Annotated in this window: 14 protein-coding genes; 1 reads left to right on the top strand and 13 read right to left on the bottom strand. The window is 61.3% G+C overall.

Annotated features, from left to right (window positions below):
• Positions 1-85: 85 nt before the first annotated feature.
• Positions 86-2,482 (top strand): YncE family protein, encoded by a 2,397-nt coding sequence (locus AC07NR_RS05795; protein WP_495078037.1) that lies wholly within the window; start codon positions 86-88, stop codon positions 2,480-2,482.
• Between the two features lie 93 nt (positions 2,483-2,575).
• Here the strand turns inward: AC07NR_RS05795 and AC07NR_RS05790 are convergent, their stop codons facing one another.
• The 13 genes from AC07NR_RS05790 to AC07NR_RS05730 form a co-directional block, all read right to left on the bottom strand.
• Positions 2,576-3,553 (bottom strand): LysR family transcriptional regulator, encoded by a 978-nt coding sequence (locus tag AC07NR_RS05790; RefSeq protein ID WP_248739533.1) that lies wholly within the window; start codon positions 3,551-3,553, stop codon positions 2,576-2,578.
• Between the two features lie 71 nt (positions 3,554-3,624).
• Positions 3,625-4,557 carry a peptidylprolyl isomerase gene (locus AC07NR_RS05785; RefSeq protein ID WP_495078466.1) on the bottom strand — a complete coding sequence of 311 codons (933 nt, stop codon included), beginning with the start codon at positions 4,555-4,557 and terminating at the stop codon, positions 3,625-3,627.
• 11 nt (positions 4,558-4,568) lie between these two features.
• The gene (locus tag AC07NR_RS05780; protein WP_495078036.1) at positions 4,569-5,036 is read right to left on the bottom strand and encodes a YbjN domain-containing protein; all 468 of its coding nucleotides are present in this window, start codon (positions 5,034-5,036) and stop codon (positions 4,569-4,571) included.
• A gap of 29 nt (positions 5,037-5,065) precedes the next feature.
• Entirely contained in the window at positions 5,066-5,695 is a 630-nt protein-coding gene (locus AC07NR_RS05775; protein WP_495078035.1) for a DNA repair protein, read from the bottom strand.
• Between the two features lie 17 nt (positions 5,696-5,712).
• Complete coding sequence (locus AC07NR_RS05770) at positions 5,713-7,410, bottom strand: putative porin (RefSeq protein ID WP_495078034.1); 1,698 nt, start codon at positions 7,408-7,410, stop codon at positions 5,713-5,715.
• Between the two features lie 39 nt (positions 7,411-7,449).
• Complete coding sequence (locus AC07NR_RS05765) at positions 7,450-8,154, bottom strand: energy transducer TonB family protein (protein ID WP_495078033.1); 705 nt, start codon at positions 8,152-8,154, stop codon at positions 7,450-7,452.
• Between the two features lie 3 nt (positions 8,155-8,157).
• Positions 8,158-8,583, bottom strand: coding sequence for an ExbD/TolR family protein (locus AC07NR_RS05760; protein WP_007955109.1), 426 nt, complete (start codon positions 8,581-8,583; stop codon positions 8,158-8,160).
• Between the two features lie 11 nt (positions 8,584-8,594).
• Positions 8,595-10,394, bottom strand: coding sequence for a DUF2341 domain-containing protein (locus AC07NR_RS05755; protein WP_495078032.1), 1,800 nt, complete (start codon positions 10,392-10,394; stop codon positions 8,595-8,597).
• A gap of 15 nt (positions 10,395-10,409) precedes the next feature.
• Entirely contained in the window at positions 10,410-12,005 is a 1,596-nt protein-coding gene (locus AC07NR_RS05750) for a ShlB/FhaC/HecB family hemolysin secretion/activation protein (RefSeq protein ID WP_134826665.1), read from the bottom strand.
• A gap of 73 nt (positions 12,006-12,078) precedes the next feature.
• Complete coding sequence (locus tag AC07NR_RS05745) at positions 12,079-12,690, bottom strand: transposase (RefSeq protein WP_423205593.1); 612 nt, start codon at positions 12,688-12,690, stop codon at positions 12,079-12,081.
• 205 nt (positions 12,691-12,895) lie between these two features.
• Positions 12,896-14,104, bottom strand: coding sequence for a DSD1 family PLP-dependent enzyme (locus AC07NR_RS05740; protein WP_305838559.1), 1,209 nt, complete (start codon positions 14,102-14,104; stop codon positions 12,896-12,898).
• A 74-nt stretch (positions 14,105-14,178) separates the two neighbouring features.
• Positions 14,179-15,507: a D-arabinono-1,4-lactone oxidase gene (locus AC07NR_RS05735; RefSeq protein WP_495078465.1), complete on the bottom strand. Its 1,329-nt coding sequence runs from the start codon at positions 15,505-15,507 to the stop codon at positions 14,179-14,181.
• A 76-nt stretch (positions 15,508-15,583) separates the two neighbouring features.
• On the bottom strand, positions 15,584-15,937 hold the full coding sequence (locus tag AC07NR_RS05730; protein WP_495078031.1) for a c-type cytochrome: 354 nt from the start codon (positions 15,935-15,937) through the stop codon (positions 15,584-15,586).
• Positions 15,938-16,176: the final 239 nt, after the last annotated feature.

Below are 16,176 nucleotides of genomic sequence, written 5' to 3'. Positions count from 1 at the left end.
ATCTGACAGGTGACGATTTGCTCCTTTCGCGCTGAGATGAGACCTGCCCTGAAATGGTCCAGGCGCGGCGCCCGAGGAGAAAAAGATGAATATCAACGTCAATTCAGCGCAGGCTGATAGCGCGCTTGCGCTCCTGCCCATGTTCGTTCCCGGTGCGCTTACTTCAGTGCAACCGACGGGGTTTGCCCACCTCGGTGCGCCTCTGGTCATCTACCCGGCGACCACCGGGCTGGCGATGGTGATTGATCCGGTGACAACGCTGTCCACCACGCTGACCGCTTTCGATACCGTGGTGATTTGGCTCAATGGTCAACCCACTTCGGCGATCAAAATCATCCAGCCGGGCGAAGAAAACGACCGCATTCTCATGTATCTGCCGCCGGGACTGCTGGTGAACGGTATCAACACAATGTTTTATCGGGTGACCCGACCCAGCGGTAACTTCGAGGACTCCACACCGATACTCAACGTGCTGTTCAACAACCCGGCCCCCAATATCACCGTCAGCCATCCGGCCAGCATTGGCCCGGGACAGCCAGCGGTCATCACCCTCACCGTCGGTTACGCACGGCCTTACGACACGGTCACCTTGACCATTGGCACCTGGAGCATCACGTTCACCAACCCCGACCCCACCAAACCGATCACTCACACCCTGACCGCAGCCGAACTCCAACAGATCGGCGATGGCACTCATTCGGTAAGTGCCCGGGTGATCGATCAATTGACCAACAGCAATGCGTCGCCGACGACTTCAATCACCATTACAGCCAACCAGAAAGTGTATAACCCGCCGATCATCGTGGAGGGGGAACCGGGCAAGATTCTCGACGTTGCAGCACTGAACGGCAAAGACGCCACGATTCACGGCCTGACGTGGACGAGAATCGCGTCGGGGCAGCAGGTGTGGCTCAAACTGGCCGGACATAAACCCGACGGCTCGACCGTCACCTTGCAGATCTGGAATGGCGGCGGCAGTCAGGTCAATGCGACCTGGGTCAGCCAGGGCTTCTGGCCCAAACCGCTGCCGGCCAGCTTTCTGGCCTTGCTGGCAGATGCCTCCAGTTTGCGGATGGAATTCTGGGTGTCGGAGGACAAGAGCAATAACTTTGCGACGGCGACGAAGTTTGCGGATCAGGTGTATACCGTCAAGGCGTTAGCGGCCGTTGTATTAGCGTTTCTCAATGGGCCTTACACCGCAACGGCTGGAAGGCAGGTGACGGGTATTGAGTTGCTTGTCACCCAGGCGGGGCAACCGAGTGCGGGAAAAACTGTCAGTGTCACCTTGCCGCAAGGTACGACGTTTGCAGATGGAACAAGCATCGGCAATTTCGTGACAGGGACAGAGGGTAGGGTGAGACTCGCCGGAGTGACGGCGAGCCAAGTAACGGAAACATTTTCAATTACGGCTGTCAGTGGCGGTAGCACGGCCAGTGCGAGCTTGACTATTTTGGAGGAGGCACCGTTTGGACCGATTCCTTTATCTTCTTTTGCCTTTGGCGTTACTTATAGCCAGGATGGCAAATTCGCTTACACCTCAGGTGCAAACTCCATACAGGTTATTGATACAGCTCGTTCAACTGTGATTAGTCGAATACCCGTCCCAGCGACAAACTCTTGCGAAATTGCCCTGAATCAAGATGCCTCACGTGCCTTTGTCGTCGATTTTGGCAGAGTGTTAGCGATCGACATGAGCACCAACTCGCTGATTGCTGATATCCCTGTGGCAGGGTGGCCCATCGGGATAGTTTTAAGCAAGGATGGTACCCACGCCTTTGTCAGCACCTGGCAGGGGAACTCGGTCGTGGTGATCAATCTTGTGAATTTCAGGGTCGTCGGAACAATTCCTGTTGGGCCCTATCCCAGAGGCATTGATATATCCCCGGACGGCAGGCGGGTTTACGTTGCCAATTACGGCAATGGATCGCCTTCTTCGATTTCTGTGATTGACGCACAGACTTTTGGCGTTATCCGAACGGTGCCCCTTTCCCAATTCGCCTACGAGGTGGCAGTGAGCCCGGACGGCAATAGTGTTTATGTGTCCGTTCATACACATAATGGCAATCAGTTTCTCCAAAGTCTGATCTTGCACTTGAATACTCAGACTTGGGCGCAGGTCAAGGCGATACCGGTCCCGAATTATTCTCGATGCATTGTTTTGAATCACGCCGGAACCCGGGCTTATTGCAGCTCAAGCTTCTTTCAAAGCGGTAGCCCCTTCATCTATGCATTTACAACAATTGACACTGCGCTAGGGCAAGTTATTTCAACAATCCCGCTCCGAGATCGCCCTTATGGAATCGCGATCAGCCCGGATGATTCGCGAGCTCTGGTTGCCTGTACTGGAAACGACTTCTTATGGGCTATTCCATTGACGCCAGAAACAGCCAGTCAGGGCGTAAGCAGCGCTGATGTTTCCAGTATGACGAACACTTATTCACAATCAACGCTACCGATTCCTGCTGATCCGATGTTTCCCTGAAACCGTTAACTCGATCTTGAACAAAGCAACAAAGGGGACCACCAAAGGGGACGGATTTATTTATAAAAAATAAATCCGTTCTCCTCTATACAGTCATTCAAACCACTCCCCCCGCTCGCTGAAAGTGCGCCTGATCAACTCCACCAACACCTGCACCTCCCCGACACTCTGCGACTCCCTGTTCACCGCCAACCACGCCTGCAACCGCATCGCCTCATCAAACAACCCCGGCAACGCCACCAGCCCGCGATCAAACCGGCTCATATACATAGGCAACAACCCGATGCACGCGCTGCACCGGATCATCTCCAGCATCAGTTCATAAGACTGCATCTGCACCACACCGGCCAAGCGCTGTTCGACGAGATTGTTCCAGGGCCGGAAGCTGTCGATCTGCCGATCATGCTGCCATTGCACCAGCATGAAATCGGCAAGATCATCCGGGCTCTCTGGCCGTGCGGTCACGCGCGAATAGCGTTTGGCAATGTGCGGCTGGTATTCCAGTTGTGCGAGGCGCTGCGGTTCGCTGGTGGCGAAGGTCGGGCCGGGATGCGGGGTTTCGCCGTGGGCGAGCCACAGCACGATGTCGGCACTGACGGCGCGCAGGGCCAGTTCGCTGTCGAGGGCGATGATCTCGAGGCGCACGCTGGCGTTGCGGCGCAGCAGTGCGATGAGGTCGCGACCGAGGATGTCATGCAGGATCGATTCGGCGACGGCCAGCCTGATCAGGGGTTGCTCGATCACCGGGAGTTTGCGTTCGTGGGCCAGGGCCACCAGTTGCGCCTGCAATTGCTGACCTTCGCGGGTCAGCGTCAAAGCACTGCCCTGAAAGCTGAACAGCGCGCATTGCAGTTGCTGTTCGAGTTGCGCCAGCTGTTTGCGCAGCAGGGTCGAGCGCACGTTTAGGCTGCGGGCGGCCTGCATGAAGCAACCGCAACGGGCGCTGACCAGAAAATATTGCGCGATTTCGCCCTCGATCTTCGCAACCTGCGCCAGCCAGGGTTCGGCCTTTTCCTGCGGCCAGCGAAAATCGGGGCTGCCCTGTCGTCCTGCGGGTTCGGTGAATGACATCGATGACTCCCTGTCGATCTTTGTTGTTTGCCTTTGCACACATCTCCTGTGGGAGCTGCGGTGAGTCTGAATTACAGTTTTTCCTCCAGCACCTTGTTGAGCTCGGCCCCGTCGATGCTCAGCGTCGCGGTGTTGAGCATGCCGTCCAGATAGGCCTGGGCGATCTGTTCCTGACGCTGGGCACGCAAAGCCTGGGTCAGTTGGTCACGCAATTCGTCGAGGGTCGCGGTACGGGCCGGTTGTTGCTCGGTGAGTTTGATCACGTGGAAACCGGCGCTGCTTTGAACGGGATCGGAAACCGCGCCGACCTTGAGTCGCGCCACGGCGCCACGGACTTCCGGCACCAGTTGCTGTAACGGTTGCAGGCCCGTATCACCACCGCGCTCAGCAGTGAGCCGATCCTGAGAAAACTCTTTGGCCAGTGCTGCAAACTCCGCCGGGGTTGCCTGCGCCTTCTTGCTCAAATCCGCAGCCTGTTTGCGCACCGCATCAAGATTCTGCGGCTCGTTCACCCCGAGGAAAATCTGGCTCACCCGATACAACGCCGGCGTCTGCCAATTGGCCTTGCCCGCGTCATACGCCTGCTGCAACTCGGCAGCGCTCGGGTAATCCGCTGGAACCTGGCTCACCGACTGCAAATAGTCGCGGAACACGATCTGCTCGGTGGCGGCGCGGGTCTGCCGCACCACGTCCGGACGCTGCGCCCAGCCCTGGGCGTCGGCCTGTTCCAGCACGGCTTTTTCGGCCAGGCGTGAACGTATCCAGCGCTCCAGAGCCTCACGATTGCCGCGCAATTGCTCGCGGGTCTGCGGTGGAACAGCCGCCAGCAACGCCTGCAATTCCTCCGGCGTAACCTGCTGATTGCCCAACCGCGCCACCGCCGGCCCGGCACTGGCGCCCACGACCGGCGCCGGTTGCTGGGCGGCGACCGGGTCATTGCCCGGCCGCACCACCAGCGCCACGGCCACCACCAACAGCGCCACCGCAGCGGCGCTGATCACCATGGCAGGTTTCGTCACAGCGCGACTTCCTCTTGCTCAACCTTTGGAGCCTGAGCGGCAGCGGCGTTCTGGGTGAAATCACGCAGGTACACGATGAATTCCTGAAGCAGGCGATCCCACAGCTCCAGATTGCCGCGCAGGTAATCGCCGCTGACGCCAGCGGCCACCACCACATCCATTTCCATCACCAGAAACTCGCCCTGCAACGACAACCGGGCAAACCGACGGGTCGCGTTCCACTGCTCGGCCACACCCGCCGGCAGCTCACCCTGTACGCGCAGTGCGCAGCTGAAGGTGAAGTCGACGTAGCTGCCCTGCTCTACCACCGCCGGGTTGCCGAAACGCACGGCATAACCGATGCCCTGACTGGCACTGAGCAGTTGAACGATGCCGTTCTGTTCGGTCTGGTTGACGCGATAACCGGCGGCTTGCAGCACTTCGGTCAGGGATTGCGGGGATACGTGGGAGATCAATTGAGTCATTACTTCTTCCTTGTCTATGAGTCTTTTAATCAGTGCGCGATCGCGGCTTGCGGCGCATCGAATTGTGTCTTGTACAGGTCATCGCCGAAGCCTTGAGCCAGTTCATCGAACTTGACCCGGGCGCTGCCGGCGAAGGGCTGGCGGATCTTCATCACCTCGGCCACATCGATGTTTTCGTAGGCGGTAAGGATCTGCTTGGCCACGCCGTACATTTGCTGATTCTTGACCGAACATTGCTGCACTTGTGTTTCACGTTCGGCCAATTGCGCTTGAAGCTTAGACCGTTCTGCCTCTTTGGCACGGGCCATGACCAACAGCTCGTCATAGGCCTTCTTGAACTTGCCGGTCTGCTCGTTGCTGGCCGCCACCTGCGCCTGGGCCTGGCTGTGCAGGCTCTGTTGCTGCCCGGCCAGTTGCTCGGCGAGGCCTTTGGCCTTGGCCAGTTCGGCGGTCAATTGCTTGATTTGCGCCTGCGCTGCCTTGGCTTCGTTCTGCGCCGCCAGTTGCGCGGCGCTGGCCTGGGCCTGCTGGCTTTGCAGGGTTTGCAACTGCTGGGTGGTGCTGCGCAATTGCGTGCGCAGGCGTTCCTCCATGCCTTCGGCGCTGGCCCCGCTGGCGACTATCAAGCCCAGACCCAACACTAAAAATCGCGCGTTCATAACCCTCTCCCGGCGCCTTAGAAGCGCGTGTTGATCTCGAGCTGCAAGACGTCGATGTCGAACGGCGCGCCATACACCGCTTCGGTGCTCATCCAGCGGCCGGTGGCGTAGACGTTCTTCGCCAGACCGTAGTTGCCCCCGAGGATGTAGCCCTTGGCGTTGGTGCCGCCGAGGTGGAACGACGAGTCGTTGAAGCCGTCCGGCAAGGCATCCGGCTGGATGTACTTGTAGCCGGCGAACAGGTTCCAGTCGCCCTGCTTCTTCAGGTCCAGCGCGTTGCCGAGGGTGAACTGCACCATCCACGCATTGGCGCCGCTTTCGATGTTGCCGCTGCTGTCGAGGTTGTTGACCAGTTGCCCGGCCGAACGCTTGCGCATGTCGCCTTCGTCGTAGCCGAGGTTGTGGATGTAGTTGCCCTGGCTGCGCAGTTTGAAGTCGGCAGGCAGGTCGGCGTCCCAGACCAGGTTCAGGTCCAGCAGGTTGAACTCCGACGCCAGGCCGACGAATTGAGGTTGTGGCGTGGTGCTCGGGTTGAGCGGGTTCGGCGTGATGTCGCGCAGCAGGAACACGCTGTTGCCCTTCTGCATGAACGCCGCGCGGGTGCCGTCGCTGTCGCAGCCCGGCGCGCCGGCCCACGGTTCGCAAGGGCTGGAGCGCTGGCCCTGTATGTCTTCGAAGCGGTAGTAAGCCAGCGCACCTTTCAAGCGGTTGTTGCTGTTGATCGCCCACTTGGCGCCGACCTGCGCGCCGTACAGCCATTTGTTGTCGCTTTCTTCCTTGTCGAAGCCGTTGCTGGTGGTGGTGTCGCTGGTGTAATCCACCGGGAACGCGCCGACGGTGCCGAACACGCCCCAGTCGCGGCTGAGCTTGTGGTCGAAGATCGCCGCCACACCGTCGAAGTTCAGGTCGTTGGAATACAGCATGTCGGTGGACATGAACGGGTTGGCGAAGCGGCCACCGGTCAGGGTCAGTTCATCCGACGGCTTCCAGGTCAGGTAACCCTGATCGAGCCAGATGTCCTTTTTGGCAAAACCGCCGCCAAGGCTCTGGGTGGTCGACACCGGGTTGTTGTCCGAGCCGGTGCCGATGCGGATACCGGCAGTCCATTCCGGCGAAATCACCGCTTTCATGCCCAGCCGGGCGCGCAGGCGGAACAGGTTGGTGCGGTCTTCACGGGTGTTGAGCAACGGCGGCAACGCGGTGCTGCTGTTGGGGTTCACGTCGTAGGGGCCGTTGTTGTTGAGCCGGGCGAAGTCGACGATTTCGTTGCTGTTGCTGCCCGAGTAGTAGCGCGATTCGTCGCGCAGGCGAATGTCGCCGTCGAAGCTGATGCGCGACGCCCAGTCCGGGAAGGTGTTGGGCGCGGCCCAGTTTTCCTGCTTGGCGGTGGCCATGACTTCAGCCTTGACCTGATCGCGGATCTGATCGCGCACTGCGGCCGGCACGTATTGCACCCGCACATCGCCCGGTGCGGCGACCGGCCCGGCCGCCACAGCGGTAGACGCCGCGGCCTGCTTGGCCTGGGCGGCTTCGTTCTGGGCCTGGGCGATCAGCGCGTCGGCCTTGTCCTGTTTCAGAATGCCCTGCTCGACCAGCAAGCGGATCAGATTGATCGTGGCGTTCTCCGAGGGCGCAGGCGCTGCCGCGGCCTGACCGACCAGGGTCGCGATGACCATGCCGACCGCCAGGGACAATCGATTCACGTTGGAAATCATCTGCACACAACTCCTTTTCATACAGCTTTATGAATTCGGTTAACCCGGACGCCGCCCTTGCAGGGACATGCGCACAGGCAAGGTGATGGAGGCCGGTGGCCGTTCGCTCAGATGCGGCGCGTTACGCAACGCGGCCAGCACCTGACTGTCGATCTCGGGGTTGCCGCTGGACTTGACCAGTTCGACCCGGGTGATCTCGCCGACGCCGCTCAGCCAGACATCGGCCTGCAACGAAAATGCGAGGTTGCGCAGGTCGGGGTTCTCGCGCAGCAGCTTCTGGAAAGTGAACGCGAGGAACTGGCTGTAGGTGCCGTTGCCCACGCGCCCACCACCGGCGCCGGCCATGCCGCCGCCCTTGCCCGCGCCGATGTTGAAGGCGTCGTTGCCGCTCTGGGCGTCGCCGTCCATTTGCATCGGGTTGGCCAGGTCGTCCGCCGGCGATGGCGGCGCTTCTTCCTCGGGTTTCACTTCCTGTGGTTCGGGGGTCGGCTCCGGCTCGACGACTTTTTCTTCCACCGGGGTTTCCGGCTCCGGCGGTTTTTCCGGCGGCGGAGGTGGCGGTGGCGGCAACGGAATGATCGTCGGCACCTTCGGCGCTTCCCGGCGGATGCCGCTCATGTCGTTGGCCCACTGCCACAGGAACCACGCGGCAAGTGCGCCTAGGATCAGCCCGGCGCCCCACTTCGCGTAGCGCACTGGCGACTTCTTCACCGGCAGCGGTTCGATTGGCATCTGTGCAGTCATGACTCAGCCCTGCGTCGGTTTGCCGGTGACGAGACCGACCTGGGACAGTTCGAGCCGGCGCAACAGATCCAGCACTTCGATGACCTTCTGGTACTGCACCGTGGCGTCGCCGCGCACGATCACCGGAAAGTCCGGGTTCTGCGCCTTCTCGATGCGCAGGCGTTCTTCCAGCTCCGGCAGGGTCACCGGGTAGGCGTCGAGGAACACCTGACCGCCGTCGTTGACCGAAATCGCCTTGGTCTTGGCCTCGGACAGCGACACCGCGGCGCTGGCCTTGGGCAGGTTGATCTGGATCCCGGAGACCTGCGCGGTGGCGGTGAGGATGAACATCACCAGCACCACCATCAGCACGTCCACCAGTGGCGTGATGTTGATGCTGTCTACCGCTGCATCTTCATCATCGTCGTGGGAGGCATTTACGGACGCCATGTCAGTGCTCCTCAGGCCGGTACGGAGTGGTTGGCGTGATGACCGCGCTGATGCGCCGCTTCACTGGACTGGCCTTCGCCGTGCATCTCCGCCAGACGGGTGATGAACTCGTCGACGAACACGCGCATGTCGGCGCTGACTTCCTTGTTGCGGGTGATCAGGCGGTTGTAGCCAAACAGCGCCGGGATCGCGACGAACAGGCCCATGGCCGTGGCGAGCAACGCGGCCGCCATACCCGGCGCAATGGCGTTGATGTTCACGTCACCGGCCATGGCCGTGCCGAGGAACACCACCATGATCCCCAGCACGGTGCCGAGCAGGCCGATGTACGGGCCGCCGGCGATGGCGTTGGACAGGGTCGAGAGTTTCGAGCTCAGTTGCTGGTTTTCCCGGGTGCGCACGCCGTCCATGGAGCAGCGGATGGCTTCGATGGTCGCGGCGGAGACGGACGAGGTATCGGCGCCCTGCTCGCGGCGGGTGCGGATCTCCTTCACCGCCACCTGGTACAGGCGCCACAGCGGCGAGTGCTGCAGACGCTGGGCAAGTTGCGTGTCGTCGGCGAACATCTCCAGGCGCGTGCCGACCTTGGCGAACTGCACGCGGAAGTCTTCGTTGGCCGAAGTCACGCGACTCAGGGTGCGGTTCTTGCGCAGCATGATGATCCACGACTGGAACATCATCAGCACCAGCACCGCGATGATCACCCAGGCGTCTACCGGCACGGCATTGAGCAGGAAGCCGAGGCTGCCGAAACCGAAACCGGACTGTTCTTCATCGACGCCATAGGCGACCAGTTTCGACTCGGCGCCCTGGGAAGTGGCGTCGGCCAGCAACAGCGGTGCCGGACGGGCGACTTTCGACAGGCGCAGTTCGTCGATGGCGCCCACGAACGGCTGGAAAGGACCTTCGTGCAGGTCGGCGCCGATGGCCATGACCGAGTTGAACGCCGGCATCGCTTGAGCCAGCGTCGCACCTTCGCGACCGTTGATGTACAGCGTCACCTTCGAACCTTCAGCGGTCAGGGCAACGTGTTGCCATTGACCCGGATTCAGCGGTTGAGTGGCCACCGCACGCTGGCCGTCGATCTCCACGAACGGCACGCCCTGGTTCACACCGACCAGCAGGCTGTTGGTGCCTTCGCGGCGGGCCAGGATCAGTTGCTCGCCGTTGGCCTGATCCAGTCGCAGCCACGCACTAAAGGTGAAGGCGCTACCGGCGTTGTGCTGCAACGACGGACTGGCCGGCAGCAGCAATGGCTGACCGCTGAACTGCAAGGCCCGCCCTACTACGCCGTCGATCGCGGCGCCGGTCGCGCTCTGCGCGGTGTTGCCGTAGGCGGTGGTGTCTTTGGCCGGGGTGCCGGTGGCGCCTTCGAAGTGATAGAGCGCGGTGTAATTCGGATCGAATGTGAGCTGACCGTTGCCGGTGGCCGGCGCTTTCTGGTTGCCGTAGTACATCCAGATGTCCTGGCGCTGACCGCCCTCGACATTCGGCACATCGACCCAGATCAGCGCCATGCCCATCAGCGCGTCGAAGCTTTCGATCTGGTGGTTGAGCACGGTCTTGTCATCGGCGGCGACGAAGCGCAGGTCCGAGCCGTCCTCTTTCACGCCGTCAAAGGTGAAATTACCGGTGTGCAGGCGCACCAGCAGCGCGGTACGGCCGAGTGCCTGATTGATCCCGGCGCCTTGCGGCGTGGTGTCGACGGCGATCTGTTTGCGGTAATGCCAGTCGTCCTGCCACCAGGCCTGAGCCGTGGCCGGGAGCACGAAGCCCAGGCAGATCAACAACGAAAGGAATAGGCGCTGCATGGAAAGTGCTCCTTGTTAGAAAGTGGCCTGTAGGTTGAAGTGCAGGCGCGATTCCTGTTTCGAGGTGTTCGGCCCTTCGAGTAGCGGGTAGCCCCAGTCGACGCTGCCGGACAGCCATTTGCTCAGGCTGGCGCGGGTGCCGAGGCCGACACTGGCCAGGGCGTAACTGGCATCCTGGTCCGGCAGTTCGTCGCGCAGGTAGAGTTGCGCGCCTTCGGCGAAGGCGTAGAAGCGCCAGTCCTGCATCCAGGTGCCGGCGTACCGGGCCAGCGACGGTGTGCGGACTTCCTGACTGAGCAGCACGCCGTCATCACCGGTGCGTTCGGCGGCCAGATAACCGCGTACCGAGGTCGCGCCGCCGGCAGAGAATTGTTCGTTGGAAACCAGTGGCCCCGACGCCAGCTGGAACGCGGCTTTACTCGCGCTCTGCCAGTCGTTGTCGAAGGTCCAGGTGAAACTGGTATCGCCCTTGAGCACGGCGAAACTCGGCTTGGCGCGGTAGCGTTTGTAGTCGAATTCTTCGTCGGAGCTGCCGTAGCCGAAAATGCTGCGGGTGGCCGCAACGAGGCTCAGGCCGAGGCCGAGCTGGCTTTTTTCGGTGTAGCGATAGCCGTTGTAGGCGAAGGTGAACGGCGCGTATTTCAGCGGCACCTTGTCGCTCTCGCCGGACAGGGTCAGGCGTTCGTCGAAGTCCTTGAAGTCGATGCCGGCCGACAGCGAGTTCGACCAACTGCCACTGGAAGGGATGGTGTAGATCGCCGACACACCGTAGGAATGGCCCTTGCCGAGCACATTGCTGCCGCCGATGGTGGCGACGTTGCTGTCGGACTGGTAACCGGAGAACTGCACGCTCCAGCGGTCGGTCAGCGGCGCGGTGTACGAGCCGGACCAGACCTTGGCGTTGTCGGTGTCCTGCGGCGCGGTGAAGTAGGTCAGGTTGATGCTGTGGCCGAGTTGCCAGAGGTTGTTGTAACCGAGGCTGGTGACGGCACGGAGTTTTTCGGTGTCGGCGCTGTAGTCGTTGTTCAGACCCACGCTGGCGGTCCACGGGTTCTGGTCTTCGACCTGCAGATCGACGTCCATGGTGCCGGGGCGCTGCCCCTCGCGCACCAGCGGCATCACCTGCCGGCCCGGGGTCTTGTTGAGTTGCGCCAGTTCGCCCTGGACCTTGGCGAAGTCCGGCACCTCGCCTTCCTTCAGCGCCGGGACGTTGTCGCGAATATCCAGCGGCGAATAGTGTTTGGCGCCGACCACCCGCACCCGGCCGACTTTGGTTTCGCTGACTTGCAGGTAGACGATGCCGTCGGCCACTGCCTGCTCCGGCAGTTCGACGAACACCGATTGATAGCCGCGTTCCTGATAGACCTTCTGCAAGGCGTCCCGCGCACCTTCGATGTCGCTCAGGGCTTTTTGCGGGCCGAGGAACGGGTACACCGCCTCTTCGATGGCCCGGGCATCGAGCACGGTGTTGCCGCGCACGAAGTATTCGTTGACGTCCACCAGACGCTGCGCACCTGCGTTTGCGGCCTCCTCGGCGAACGCCGGCTGCACGCCGGCCGTCACCAGCAGCCAGCCCCACAGCGCCAGCCGTGACGTGAAAATCTGCTCCACACTACCCCCTGAAATTCGCGATGACCTGTTGGCGTCTCGGCGCCCTGTGTATTGCGTCGGTTGCTGGCCGCCGTCAGTTGCTGACGTGCGGGGCGCAGGCGTGCTTGCCGAGCCAGGTGTGCAGCAGCGCGAAGTTCAAGGAGAACTCGGGCATTTGCAGCAAGGCACCGCAGAACACTTCGCCGATGATTTTCTGAATGAGCAGCACCGCACGGGGCTCATTGAGCAGCGTGGCGATGTCGCGACTGAGGACGTTGTAGCTCCAGACTTTCTGGTTCAGGCCCAGGCCGACGAACCAGCGAAACAGCAGGTTGTAATTGAGTTGTTCGAACAACTGCTGCTCGCTCGGCACCGAATACAACAGTTGCAGGAGCAGGATGTGCATGACCGTTTGCGCCGGGATCAGCATGCCGGGCCGGGCGTTGAGCTCGTGCAGGAGATCGGCGTGGGCGTCGAACAGGTCGTCGATCTGCGGGCGCAGCAGCACCAGCGAATGACCCGGCGGAATGTAGCTGGAGACCTCTTTCAAGGCACCCTGCCAGTCATCCTGCGACACGATCCAGACCCACGGCGCACCGTAGCGATACACCGAAACCGGCTTCTTGCGCGCAGCTTCGACGATCTTCGACAGGCGTTGATCGAGTTCCTGCATGCCCACTTTCGAGTAGCGTTCCATAGTCCCCATTGCCTCACTCCCGGCGTCCCGCCTCGGCTTGTGAAAAGCGCCCAAAGGGCCCCTCAAGCGCGTTACATAGGCATGACCGGACTGGCGATGTGCTACCGAACTTTTGTCATAAAAGCTTCATTACAGAATTTGATCGGGAAACGGCGGGCATAAAAAAACCTGTGGGAACGGGCTGGTTCCCACAGGTTTTCGTCGTGATTTAACGTCAGGAATAAACCGGCCAGGTATCGACGATCTTGCCGCCACGTACCGCCAGCAAGTCGCCGAATTGCAACAGGACGGCTTCAGTCTGGGTTGGTCTCAGGAACACCTGATCCTCCACCGTCAGCCCCACGGCATTCGAACCATTGACCATCTCCTGATTCGAGCTGCGCCCGTAAACACCATTGCTCTGAAGTCCCGGCGGCGACTCGAACTCGGCCATCCAGTTGCCGCCATAGATAAAGAAAGTCTGGCGCTGGTTGGCGTCCCACCACGAAAACAGTTTCGACTTGTCATCCAGTGCCGGGATGTTCACCGCGCCGGTGCTTTTCAATACCGGCGTGGCGATGTACGTGGCAGGCACATGTTCGACCAGTGACGGCAGATCGTAGTGAGTCGGCTTGAGCATCGCCGTGCCCACCGACACTTCACTGCTCAGGGTTTCGTTTTCATGCATGCGATAACTCGGGCTGCCGGCGGTGTTCAGGCACAAGCCGTCATGCCACAGGGCCGGGTATTGCTGCCGGGTGAAATCGACGCAGCGCTGATAAATCACCATCACTTTGGCGAACAATTCCTCGGGCGAACCGAGAATCCCCGGCACGCCCATGCCCACGAACGGGTCGTAGCCCATGAACCCGGCGAATTCCAGGTGCTGCGGGTTGGCGGCGATCAGCGCGAGCATCTGCCCGAGCACGTTCACGTCACTGACCCCGCCCCGGTGCAGGCCGACGTCCAGTTCGATGTTGATCCGCATTCGGGTGCCCAGTCCTTGGGCCAGCGCGAGGTATTGCTGCAGGCGTTCGGGGTTGTCGATCAGCCATTGCAGTTGTTTCGCCGGGTCGAACGGGCCTTTGTGGGTCTGGTAGAACAGCTCGGCAGAACGGACCGGCAACGGCTTGCCGAGCAGGATGTCGGACTGCGGATAGACCTGTGCATCGTGATTGAGAAACGGCTGATGAAACGACATCAACCGTTGCGTCCCGGCCCGTTGGCCGATGTAGCTGAGCAGCCCCGGCGACGGCAGCGATTTCTCCACCAGGCGCAGGTGCTTGCCGCTGCGTTTCACCGACCCCATCACCACGTCGATGTTGTGGTCGAGGCGATCCAGATCGATCAACAACACCGGGCGCATCGGACCTTTGGTCTTGAGCTCGTTGTTCAGCGCCCGGAAATACTCACTGTAAGGCCCGCCGCGATCCCCCGGCCGCAGCCACGCACCGACGCCCACGAGCAGCGCGCCGACACCCAAAGTACCGAGTACGAAATTACGTCGATTGACCGCCATCAGCTCACCCCCAGAATCGACGACAGATGTCCGTTGAGAAACTTGCCGCTCGGGTCCAGCGCCTGGCGTACCTGAATGAATTCCTGCCAGCGCGGGTACAACGTCTGCAACGTGCGGGCGTTGAGCGTGTGCAACTTGCCCCAGTGCGGGCGGCCGTTGTACTTCCAGAAGATCGGCTCGACGGCTGCGAAGAAGTTGTGATGGTCCATCTGGTAATGCTGGTGGACCGAGATCGAGCAGCTGTCGCGACCTTCGAACATGCTCAAAGGAATGTCGTCGGCCTTGACGTAGCGGTACTCGATGGGAAACCAGGTGCGCAGGTCCTTGTCGCGGATCAGCTTGAGAATCTCGCGCAGGCACGCCGGGCCATGTTCGGCGGGCACCGAGTATTCCATTTCGTTGAAGCGCACGGTGCGCACGTTGGCGTAGATGTCGAACGAGTCGCCCACCCGATCCTCGAAACTCGCCAGATGCCGCAGGCTGTTGAGCAGCGAACTGCGCAGGCCCGGGAAGTCGCTGCCGTACTTGTCGATCTTCTCGATCAGGGTCACGAACTCGTTGCCGCCCTCCTCTTCAGGCGGGATCGGCGGCGTGGCCGGGTCGGTGGTTTCGTTGAGGGCAATCGACAGGGCGTAGTCGGAATGGGTGACGACGAGCATTTCCCAGTGCTGGTTTTCGCTCGTGTTCTTGTCGATGTCTTCCAGCAATTCTTCGGTCTTGGCGATCCACTGGCGCTCGCGCAGGCGGTAGGCCGGGCGGTTTTGCAGACGGATTTTGGTGGCCACGCCCAATGCGCCGAGGGATACCCGGGCGGCGTTGAACACTTCGGGATGACGCTGGCTGTCACAATCCAGCACCTCGCCGCTGGCGGTCACCAGTTGCATGCCGCAGACGTGGGCTGAATAGGACTGGAAGGTTTTGCCGGTGCCGTGGGTCGAGGTGGAAATCGCGCCGGCGAGGGTCTGGTAGTCGATGTCGGCCATGTTTTGCAGGGCCTGGCCGACGTCCTTGAGCGGCGTGCCCATGCGCGACATCGGCGTGCCGGCGGCGAATTCGGCTTGCAGGGTTTTCGGGTCGTGATCGAGCATGCCGTTGAAGTAGCTGAGCGACAGCAATGTGCCGTCGGTGGGCACCAATGCGCTGAAGGAATGTGCCGAGCCGACCGGACGAATCTTGCCCGATGCCTGCCGGATCACCGCCGTCAGTTCATCCAGATTCTTTGGCGCCACTCGCGCCGCCGGCAGGCAACTCTGCCCGCCCGACCAGTTGCGCCACGGGATCAACCGGGGCGCGCGCATCAATTGGCCCAAGGCCGGATTCGTCGCCAGCGCACTGAAAGCGCCGACGATGCTTGCCCGTTGCAACAGCTGACGTCGAGTCAGATCCATCGTCATGCGCGCACCCTTATTGTGGCAGCGGCTGATCGGCCATGAAGCCGATCAACTGAAAAAATTGTTCTTCCGAGCACTCGACGCACTGGCCCATCGGCGGCATGCCGTTGTAGCCATTGATGGCGTGGTCGAGCAGCGTGTCGGCGCCCTGCTGGATGCGCGGCTCCCAGGCCTTGCGGTCACCGGTCAGCGGCGCATTGGCGGCGGGGTTGGCATGGCAGAGCTGGCAGCTGTTGGCGTAGATCTGCGCCAGCGCCGGGTCTTTGGGCATGGCGTTGTTGGTACTGGCCGGGGGTTTAGGGTCTTCGCCACAGCCGGCCAGTGCAGCGGCCAGCATCAGCGGCAACATGATTCGGGATGCCCGCATAACGATCCTCGCGTGGGGTGCCACTTATTGTTGTGATCACACCTTAAGGCAGCGACGGCGTCGGGTTGAGGGCAATGCGGGCCAGTGAAGGGGGCAAACGGGGACAGTCGGGATGCCTCTCGGCATCGGCTAAACGGTGGCATTTTTGCTGAGCCCTCTGCCCTGCGCCTTTGCGTGACATTCGCGTGACATTTGCGGGTTTAAATTGCAGCGCGTTCAGGCGTATAACCTGTACAGAC

It is taken from the genome of Pseudomonas sp. GW821-FHT09C09 (assembly GCF_059418105.1).
This window is presented reverse-complemented; position numbering and strand designations above follow the sequence as displayed.

Coding starts and splice junctions, on each gene's coding strand:
- AC07NR_RS05795 (WP_495078037.1), top strand. CDS start 86: ATGAATATCAACGTCAATTCAGCGCAGGCTGATAGCGCGCTTGCGCTC.
- AC07NR_RS05790 (WP_248739533.1), bottom strand. CDS start 3,553: ATGTCATTCACCGAACCCGCAGGACGACAGGGCAGCCCCGATTTTCGC.
- AC07NR_RS05785 (WP_495078466.1), bottom strand. CDS start 4,557: ATGGTGATCAGCGCCGCTGCGGTGGCGCTGTTGGTGGTGGCCGTGGCG.
- AC07NR_RS05780 (WP_495078036.1), bottom strand. CDS start 5,036: ATGACTCAATTGATCTCCCACGTATCCCCGCAATCCCTGACCGAAGTG.
- AC07NR_RS05775 (WP_495078035.1), bottom strand. CDS start 5,695: ATGAACGCGCGATTTTTAGTGTTGGGTCTGGGCTTGATAGTCGCCAGC.
- AC07NR_RS05770 (WP_495078034.1), bottom strand. CDS start 7,410: ATGATTTCCAACGTGAATCGATTGTCCCTGGCGGTCGGCATGGTCATC.
- AC07NR_RS05765 (WP_495078033.1), bottom strand. CDS start 8,154: ATGACTGCACAGATGCCAATCGAACCGCTGCCGGTGAAGAAGTCGCCA.
- AC07NR_RS05760 (WP_007955109.1), bottom strand. CDS start 8,583: ATGGCGTCCGTAAATGCCTCCCACGACGATGATGAAGATGCAGCGGTA.
- AC07NR_RS05755 (WP_495078032.1), bottom strand. CDS start 10,394: ATGCAGCGCCTATTCCTTTCGTTGTTGATCTGCCTGGGCTTCGTGCTC.
- AC07NR_RS05745 (WP_423205593.1), bottom strand. CDS start 12,690: ATGGGGACTATGGAACGCTACTCGAAAGTGGGCATGCAGGAACTCGAT.
- AC07NR_RS05730 (WP_495078031.1), bottom strand. CDS start 15,937: ATGCGGGCATCCCGAATCATGTTGCCGCTGATGCTGGCCGCTGCACTG.